This window comes from Thermomonas sp. (assembly GCF_047606765.1).
Taxonomy (GTDB): Bacteria; Pseudomonadota; Gammaproteobacteria; order Xanthomonadales; family Xanthomonadaceae; genus Thermomonas.
Window position 1 is genome coordinate 1 of sequence record NZ_JASGED010000021.1, and the last position, 8,325, is coordinate 8,325.

The window sequence follows — 8,325 nt, forward strand, 5'->3', positions numbered from 1 at the left end:
CCGAGACGAAGAACAGCACCGCGAATGCATCGCGCAGCGGCAGCGAATCGTTTGCGGTGCTGTTCTTCGTCTCGGTGGGCATGCTGTTCAACCCGTCGATCCTGCTGGTGCATCCGTGGCTGGTGCTGGCCACGTTCTCGATCATCATCATCGGCAATGCCTCGGTGGCGCTGCTGATCGTGAGCCTGCTGCGGCTACCCAGGCGCACCGCGCTGACCATCGCGGTGAGCCTGTCGCAGATCGGCGAGTTCTCCTTCATCCTGGCCTCGCTGGGCGCGGACATGGGCATCCTGACCGACAACGCGCGCGACCTGATCCTGGCCGGCGCGCTGCTGTCGATCATCGCCAACCCGATCCTGTTCACCCTGCTCGACCGCTGGGAAGCCGCGCAGAACCGCGATGCAAGGCAGGCCGCAGCGCAGCGGCAAGGCACGCAGGACCTGCTGCACCCGATCCCGGACGACATCGCCGGGCACAGCATCCTGGTGGGCTATGGCCGCGTCGGTAGCCACCTTGCCGCCTTGCTGCAGGCGCGCAAGGTGCCGGTGGTGGTGATCGAGGACGATGCCGACCGCGTCGCAGCGGCACGCGCCGCCGGCTTCCCCACCCTGCGCGGCAACGCCGCCTCGGAACGGGTGCTGCGCGAGGCCGCGCCGGAACGCGCCAACTTGGCGATCTTCGCCATCCCGCAGGCGCTGGAAGCCGGCGAAACCATCGCCCGCCTCAAGGCGCTGAATCCGGCGATCAGCGTGCTCGCCCGCGCGCACAGCGAAACCGAAGTGAAGCACCTGCTGAGCCACGGTGCCGACGCCGCCGTGCTGGCCGAACGCGAGCTGGCCTATTCGCTGGCCGAGATGGTGATGGCAACGCCGCCGTACCGGCCCCTGCGGGTCGATCCGGCGGCAGTGCCGGCCACACCCTGACGGCATATGGGGTTGATCCCGCGTGCTGACGCGGCCGCAACAACGCAAGGCCCACGTTCAAGGCACAACCGGACGCCACATCACCACCCGTTCACCCGGCGCAGCTTCCGTGTGGCATCCTAGCGATCAGACTCCACATTACTCTCCACAGCCATGAAAACCATCCAGATGACCATCGACGAGCCCCTGCTCAAGTCCGTGGACAAGGCCATCCGCGCGAAGAAAACCTCGCGCTCGGCCTTCATCCGCGAGGCGGTGGTGCTGGCCCTGCGCCGTCAGGCCATCGAGGAGCTGGAAGCCCGGCACGCGGAGGGGTATCGCCGCCAGCCCGTCAAGCCGGGCGAGTTCGATGTGTGGGCCAACGAGCAGGCATGGGAACCGGCATGAGGCGCGGCGATGTGTGCTGGTACGTTTTCCAGCCACCGGACAAGCGCAGGCCCGTGCTGGTGCTCACGCGGGATTCGGCCATCCGCGTACTGAACAGCGTGACCATCGCGCCGATCACCACCACGGTGCGCGGCATTGCCAGCGAGGTGTTGCTGACGCAAGCAGATGGCCTGCCCGAAACCTGCGCGGCCAATTTCGACAATCTGCAAACCGTGGCCAGGAGCAGGATGGGCGAACGCATTGCCCACCTGTCCTCGCAACGGATGCGCGAAGCGGCACAGGCGCTGGCCTTCGCCCTGGCGCTGGACGAATGACCCGACCGGCATTGGCGTTGGCGGGGTAAACCCCACCCTATTTCACGAACACCAGCTTGCCGCCTTCGGCATCCACCTTCACGGTGTCGCCGCTGCCGAAGTGACCGGACAGGATTTCCTGCGCCAGCGGGTTTTCGATCTGCTGCTGGATGGCGCGCTTGAGCGGGCGCGCGCCATAGACCGGGTCGAAGCCGACATTGCCCAGCAGGTCGAACGCCTTGTCGGTCAGTTCGATGCGGATGCCGCGCTCGGCCAGCCGCTTTTCCAGCCCGCGCAACTGGATGCGCGCGATCGACTTGATCTGCACCTTGTCCAGCGGATGGAACACCACGATATCGTCCAGCCGGTTGATGAACTCCGGGCGGAAGTGCGCCTGCACCACGCCCATCACCGCGGCCTTCATTTGCGTGTAGCTTTCGGGCGTGTCGCCGCTCAATTCCTGGATCATCTGCGAGCCAAGGTTGCTGGTCATCACGATGACGGTGTTGCGGAAATCCACCGTGCGGCCCTGCCCATCGGTCAGGCGACCGTCGTCCAGCACCTGCAGCAGGATGTTGAACACATCCGGATGCGCTTTTTCCACCTCGTCCAGCAGGATCACGCTGTACGGGCGACGGCGCACGGCTTCGGTCAGGTAGCCGCCTTCCTCGTACCCGACATAGCCGGGAGGCGCGCCGATCAGCCGGCTCACCGCGTGCTTCTCCATGAACTCGCTCATGTCGATGCGCACCATCGCGTCCGCGCTGTCGAACAGGAACTCCGCCAGCGCCTTGCACAGTTCGGTCTTGCCGACGCCGGTGGGGCCAAGGAACAGGAACGAGCCGCTGGGACGGTTGGGATCGGACAGCCCGGCGCGCGAGCGACGCACCGCATCGGAGACGACCTTGATGGCTTCTTCCTGCCCGACCACGCGGGTGTGCAGCTGCGCCTCCATCTTCAGCAGCTTCTCGCGCTCGCCTTCCAGCATCTTGCTGACCGGGATGCCGGTCCAGCGCGCCACCACCTGTGCGATCTCCTCCGCCGTCACCTTGTCCTGCAGCAGGGTGAAGCCCTTGTTCTCCGCTTCCTGCGCGGCGGCAAGCTGCTTCTCCAGTTCCGGGATGCGGCCGTACTGGATTTCGCTCATCGCGGCGAAGTCCTGCTTGCGCTGGGCAGCTTCCAGTTCCAGACGCGCGGCCTCGATCTGTTCCTTGATCTTCGTCGCCCCTTGCAGGGTGGCCTTCTCGGCCTTCCACACTTCCTCAAGATCGCTGTACTCGCGTTCCAGCACGCCGATTTCGGATTCCAGGTCGGCAAGGCGCTGTTTCGATTCGGCGTCCTTCTCCTTCTTCAATGCCTCGCGCTGGATCTTCAATTGAATGAGGCGGCGCTCCTTGCGATCCATTTCCTCCGGCTTGGAGTCGATCTCCATGCGGATGCGCGAAGCGGCCTCGTCCATCAGGTCGATGGCCTTGTCCGGCAGCTGCCTGTCCGCGATGTAGCGATTGCTCAAGGTGGCTGCAGCGACGATGGCCGGGTCGGTGATTTCCACGCCGTGATGTACGGCATAGCGCTCCTTCAGGCCGCGCAGGATCGCGATGGTGTCCTCCACCGAGGGCTCGCCCACGAACACCTTCTGGAAGCGGCGTTCCAGCGCGGCGTCCTTCTCGATGTACTTGCGGTATTCGTCCAGCGTGGTCGCGCCGATGCAGTGCAGTTCACCCCTCGCAAGGGCGGGCTTGAGCATGTTGCCGGCGTCCATCGCGCCCTCGGCCTTGCCCGCGCCGACCATCGTGTGCAGCTCGTCGATGAACAGGATGATCTGGCCTTCATTCTTGGCAAGATCATTGAGCACGGCCTTCAGGCGTTCCTCGAACTCGCCGCGGAACTTGGCGCCGGCGATCAGCGCGCCCATGTCCAGGCTGAGCAGGCGCTTGCCGCGCAGCCCTTCCGGCACTTCGCCGTTGACGATGCGCTGTGCGAGGCCTTCGACGATGGCGGTCTTGCCCACGCCCGGCTCGCCGATCAGCACCGGGTTGTTCTTGGTGCGCCGCTGCAGCACCTGCACGGTGCGGCGGATTTCCTCGTCGCGGCCCACCACCGGGTCCAGCTTACCGCTCTCTGCACGCGCAGTGAGATCGATGGTGTATTTCGCAAGCGCCTGCCGCGCGTCTTCCGCGTTTTCGTCCTGCACCTTCTCGCCTCCGCGCAGCTTGTCGATGGCCGCTTCGAGCTTCTGCCTGTTCGCGCCTGCGGCCTTCATCGCCTTGCCGGCATCACCGCCATCATCATTCGCCGCAAGCAGGAACAACTCGCTGGCGATGTAGGCATCGCCGCGCTGCTGCGCCAGCTTGTCGGTGACGTTGAGCAGGCGGATCAGGTCGTTACCCGCCTGCACGTTGCCGGCCTGCCCCGATACTTTCGCCAGCTTGTCGAGGCTTTCCGCCAGCCGCTCGCGCAGCACCGGCACGTTGACGCCAGCCTGCGCCAGCAATGGGCGCGCGCCGCCGCCCTGCTGGTCCAGCAGCGCCAGCAGCAGGTGGACGGGTTCGATGAAATTATGGTCGCGACCCACGGCCAGCGACTGCGCATCCGCAAGGGCCTGCTGGAAGCGCGAAGTGAGTTTGTCCATGCGCATTGGGAAGTTACCTGTCTGGAGGGGCCACCACGGGGCCCAATGTCCTTCACATGCGGCCCGCGCGTCGTGATTCAAGTCAATTGGCGTCCACCAATTTCACGGCCAGTGAACATGACCGGGAACCATCATGCGCCGCGCCTCCCGAGGGGGCTCGGCGTTCCCATTCCTTGCATGCTTGAGGAGTCCGTCATGTTGCAATCCCTGATCCGCGAAGCGGCCAGCCGCTTCAACCTGGGCGACAACGCCAGCCGCTTCGTGCGCCTGCTGGTGGATGCCGTTTTCGACAACGACAATGGTGGTTTTGCCGGCCTGCGCAAGCGCTTCGAGGACGCGGGTCTGGGTGACCTGTTTGCCTCGTGGATCGGCAAGCAACCCGGCGACAACGTGCTGCAGCCAGACCAGTTCAGCGCCGGCTTCGGCGAAACCGCCAGCCACCAGATCGCCCAGCGGCTGGGCATCGCACCGGCGCTGGTGAACGTGGCCGGTGCCACCCTGCTGCCGAAGATCATTGGGCTGGTAACCCGTGGCGGCGTGATCCCCATCGCGCGCCCGGCGGACTACGAAAGCTGGTTCACCGCTGCCCCGGCCGCAGCCGCAGCGCGCGACGAAAGCGGCGGTGGCTGGTGGAAGTGGCTGCTGGCCCTGATCGTGCTGGGCGGGCTGCTGCTGTTCCTGCTGCGTGGCTGCAAGCACGATGAAGCCGCCACCCCGCCCGCAGAACCGGCTACCTCCACCACCGAACCGGCCGCGCCAGTCGAGCAGGGCAACGCCAGCTTCGATTTCGCCAACGTCGATGGCAAGGTGACCGTCGCGGGCAAGCTGCCCAGCGAAGCCGACAAGACCCGGCTGTGGGACGCACTGACCGCCACCTACGGCGCGCCCAACCTGTCCGGTGACATCACCGTGGATCCGAACACGCTGCCCGCCGGCTGGCTGGACAAGCTGATCGCCGCCCTGCCTGACCTAAAGGACGCCGGGCTGAAGTTCGGCTTCGACGGCGACAAGCTGAAGATCGACACCGCCGGTCTGTCCGACGAGCAGCGTTTCGCCCTCAGCGAGAAGCTGCGCGGGCTGTTCGGCGGCTTCGAGATCAGCGGCCTGTGGGATCGCGCCGCCGCCGCGCTGGCCGGGTTGAAGTCCGGCTTCAGCGGGGATGACCTGGTGAAGGCGCTGAACCTGATGAACGTCTATTTCGACACGGGTTCCAACACCATCACCCGCGACAGTCTGGAAACCCTGACCAACGCCGCCAACGCGATCACGCAGGCACCGTCCGGCACCCGGATCGAGGTTGGCGGTCACACCGACAACACCGGCGACGCCGCTGCCAACCTGGCCCTGAGCCAGCAGCGCGCCGACGCAGTGGTGGCCAAGCTGGCCGAACTGGGCGTGGGTGAAGGCATCCTCACTGCCAAGGGCTACGGGCAGGACAAGCCCATCGCCGACAATGCCACCGAGGAAGGCAAGGCGAAGAACCGCCGCATCGAGTTCAGCGTGCAGCAGTAAGCAGGCGCAAGAGGAAAAGGAACGGGGCCGGCATTGCCGGCCCTGTTTCGTTGTGGCGATATCGCGCGCGGCATTCCGGCTGGGTTATGGTCGCGGCGAGCCATCCGGAATCCGCCCATGCCCCGCCTTGCCGCCCTCGCCTGCGTCCTGCTGTTCGCCCTGCCCGTCGCCGCTGCGCAGCCGGCATTGGCACCGGTCGAGCAACGCATCACAAGCGCGGTGGATGCCGGCAACGGCGATGCCGTCGCCCTGCTGCGCCGGATGGTGGAGCAAAGCAGCGGCACCCATCACCACGCCGGCGTGGAAGCAGTGGCGGCGCTGCTGAAGCCGGAGTTCGAGGCACTCGGCTTCACGGTGGAATGGAAGCCGATGGCGCATACCGGCCGCGCCGGCCACCTGATCGCCAGCCATCGCGGCAATGGCAAGGGCCAGCGGATGCTGCTGATCGGCCATCTGGACACGGTGTTCGAGCCGGACAACGCCTTCACCGGCTTCCGTATCGAAGGGAATCACGCCATCGGCCCCGGCGTGGGCGACGACAAGGGCGGCGTGGCCGTGATCCTGCTTGCCCTGCGTGCGCTGCACGCCGCTGGTGCGTTGCGCGACGCCGACATCACCGTGGTGTTGACCGGCGACGAGGAAGACGTGGGCCAGCCGGTGGCGCAGGCGCGCGCCGATCTGATTGCCGCCGGCAAGCGCGCCGACGTGGCGCTGGATTTCGAGAACCTCTCGCATGCCGATGGCCGCGACATGGGCGCGATTGCGCGGCGCTCGTCCAACACCTGGACGCTCACCGTGCGCGGCGAAACCGGCCACAGCGCCGGCATCTTCTCCGAAGCGATGGGCGATGGCGCGGCGTTCGAGCTGGCGCGCATCCTGGCCGCGTTCCATGCGGAACTGCCGGAACCCAACCTCACCTTCAACGTCGGCCTGCTCGGCGGCGGCGAACAGGCCGCGTTCGCTGCCGACAAGACCCGGCTCGATGCCAGCGGCAAGGACAACATCGTCCCCGGCATCGCGCTGGCGCGCGGCGACTTCCGCACCCTGAGCGTGGAGCAGACCCGGCGCGTCGGCGAAAAGATGCGCGCCATCGTGGCCCGCCACCTGCCGCGCACCGACGCAACGCTGGAAATCGAGGAGAACTACCCGCCGATGGCACCGACCGCCGGCAATCGCGCATTGCTGGCGAAACTCAACGAGGTGAACCGCGACCTCGGGCTGGAGGCGATGGGCGAACTCGACCCGCTGTCGCGCGGGGCCGGCGACATTTCCTTCGTCGCCGCCGATGTCGATGGACTGGTTGGCATGGGCGCGTCCGGTGGCAACAGCCACGCCGAAGGCGAATACATCGAACTGGACTCGCTGCCGAAGCAGGCCAAGCGCGCGGCGCTGCTGATGCACCGGCTGGCACTCACGCCGCGATGAAACCCGCGCGATGACCGACCGCTGGCATCTTTACCTGCTGCGCTGCCACGACGGCAGCCTGTACGCCGGCATCGCCACCGATGTGCAGCGCCGCTTCCGCCAGCACGCCAGCGGCAAGGGCGCGAAATACACCCGCGCGCATCCACCCGAATGCGTGCTTGCAAGCCGCAGCTATCCGGATCGCGGCAGCGCGTCACGCGCCGAGCATGCGCTCAAGCGCCAGCCGAAGGCACGCAAGCTGGCGTGGTTGCTGGATGAAGCAGGCGCGGCTCAGGCCGGCTCCAGCCCGCCTGCGTAACGCGCCGTGCCACGCACCGGCGTGGACGTGCTCATGGCGCGATCCAGGCCAACGTGGCGATGCGCCCGCTGCGTTCGTCGCGGCGATGCGAGAAGAAACGCGCCGGATCGGAGATCGTACACAGGCCACCGCCATGCACGTCGAACACGCCGGCATCCAGCAGCCGCTGCCGCGCCAGCGTGTACATGTCCACCTTCCAGTGGCCGGGCCGCGTGGGCAGGAAGGCCATGCGCGCGCGTGCATCACGCGCGACGAAGGCGTCGAACACCTCTTCGCCGATTTCGTAGGCCTGCGGGCCCGCGGCGGGGCCAAGCCATGCCATCACCTGATCCGGCGGCGTGCGCATCGCGGCCACCGTCGCTTCCAGCATGCCGTCGGCAAGGCCACGCCAGCCGGCATGCGCGGCGGCGATTTCAGAACCGTCCTTCGCGGCGAACACCACCGGCAGGCAGTCAGCGGTGAGGATGGCGAGGACGACGCCGGGCGTGGACGTGGCCGAGGCGTCGGCTTCGAGGTCTGCCCCCTCCCCTGCGCAGGCAGGGGAGGGCTGGGGTAGGGTGCTCTTATCATCCATGCGGGCAAGAGCAACCCCCTCCCAACCTCCCCCTGCCTTCGCAGGGGGAGGAGCGGTTCCGGCTTCCCCACGCAGTTCCGCAAGGGGAGGAGAGGAAAAGCGCACCACTGCAATGCCATGCACCTGCTTCAACCAGCAGGGCGCGGACGGCAACGCAAGCGCGGCCTGCAACTGGCGGCGGTTCGCGGCCGCCGTTCGATGCGTTCAACCTGGGCGCGCGCAATGGTGACGATGCCGAAGCGGTGGCCGAGAACCGCCGCCAGTTGCAGGCCGCGCTTGCG

The 8,325-nt window shown here is 66.9% G+C and carries 8 protein-coding genes and 1 pseudogene; 7 read left to right on the forward strand and 2 right to left on the reverse strand.

From position 1 onward, the window contains the following. From QM612_RS02165 to QM612_RS02175, 3 genes are all read left to right on the forward strand, one after another. Positions 1 to 923 (forward strand): NAD-binding protein (locus QM612_RS02165; RefSeq protein ID WP_415252257.1); only part of this gene is annotated, 923 nt, incomplete at its 5' end. Between the two features lie 153 nt (positions 924 to 1,076). Then, a complete protein-coding gene (locus QM612_RS02170) occupies positions 1,077 to 1,310 on the forward strand; it encodes a CopG family ribbon-helix-helix protein (RefSeq protein WP_415252258.1) in 234 nt (77 codons plus the stop codon). Continuing rightward, the gene (locus tag QM612_RS02175; RefSeq protein WP_415252259.1) at positions 1,295 to 1,624 is read left to right on the forward strand and encodes a type II toxin-antitoxin system PemK/MazF family toxin; all 330 of its coding nucleotides are present in this window, start codon (positions 1,295 to 1,297) and stop codon (positions 1,622 to 1,624) included. The genes QM612_RS02170 and QM612_RS02175 overlap by 16 nt, the downstream gene beginning before the upstream one ends. A 37-nt stretch (positions 1,625 to 1,661) precedes the next feature. On the opposite strand, the gene clpB is transcribed toward QM612_RS02175, so the two are convergent. Further along, the gene (clpB, locus tag QM612_RS02180; protein ID WP_415252260.1) at positions 1,662 to 4,241 is read right to left on the reverse strand and encodes an ATP-dependent chaperone ClpB; all 2,580 of its coding nucleotides are present in this window, start codon (positions 4,239 to 4,241) and stop codon (positions 1,662 to 1,664) included. A 189-nt stretch (positions 4,242 to 4,430) separates the two neighbouring features. Between clpB and QM612_RS02185 the strand changes: the two genes are divergently transcribed. From QM612_RS02185 to QM612_RS02195, 3 genes are all read left to right on the forward strand, one after another. Further along, positions 4,431 to 5,747 (forward strand): OmpA family protein, encoded by a 1,317-nt coding sequence (locus tag QM612_RS02185; protein ID WP_415252261.1) that lies wholly within the window; start codon positions 4,431 to 4,433, stop codon positions 5,745 to 5,747. Positions 5,748 to 5,864: 117 nt separating this feature from the next. Next, positions 5,865 to 7,172 (forward strand): M20/M25/M40 family metallo-hydrolase, encoded by a 1,308-nt coding sequence (locus tag QM612_RS02190; protein ID WP_415252262.1) that lies wholly within the window; start codon positions 5,865 to 5,867, stop codon positions 7,170 to 7,172. 10 nt (positions 7,173 to 7,182) lie between these two features. Continuing rightward, on the forward strand, positions 7,183 to 7,470 hold the full coding sequence (locus QM612_RS02195; RefSeq protein ID WP_415252263.1) for a GIY-YIG nuclease family protein: 288 nt from the start codon (positions 7,183 to 7,185) through the stop codon (positions 7,468 to 7,470). Positions 7,471 to 7,501: 31 nt separating this feature from the next. On the opposite strand, the pseudogene pgeF reads toward QM612_RS02195, so the two are convergent. After that, positions 7,502 to 8,227 (reverse strand): annotated as a pseudogene (gene pgeF / locus QM612_RS02200) (peptidoglycan editing factor PgeF); the annotation flags it as partial. 26 nt (positions 8,228 to 8,253) lie between these two features. On the opposite strand from pgeF, the gene QM612_RS02205 reads away from it, so the two are divergent. Continuing rightward, positions 8,254 to 8,325: hypothetical protein (locus tag QM612_RS02205; RefSeq protein WP_415252264.1), on the forward strand; the 72-nt coding region annotated here is incomplete at its 3' end.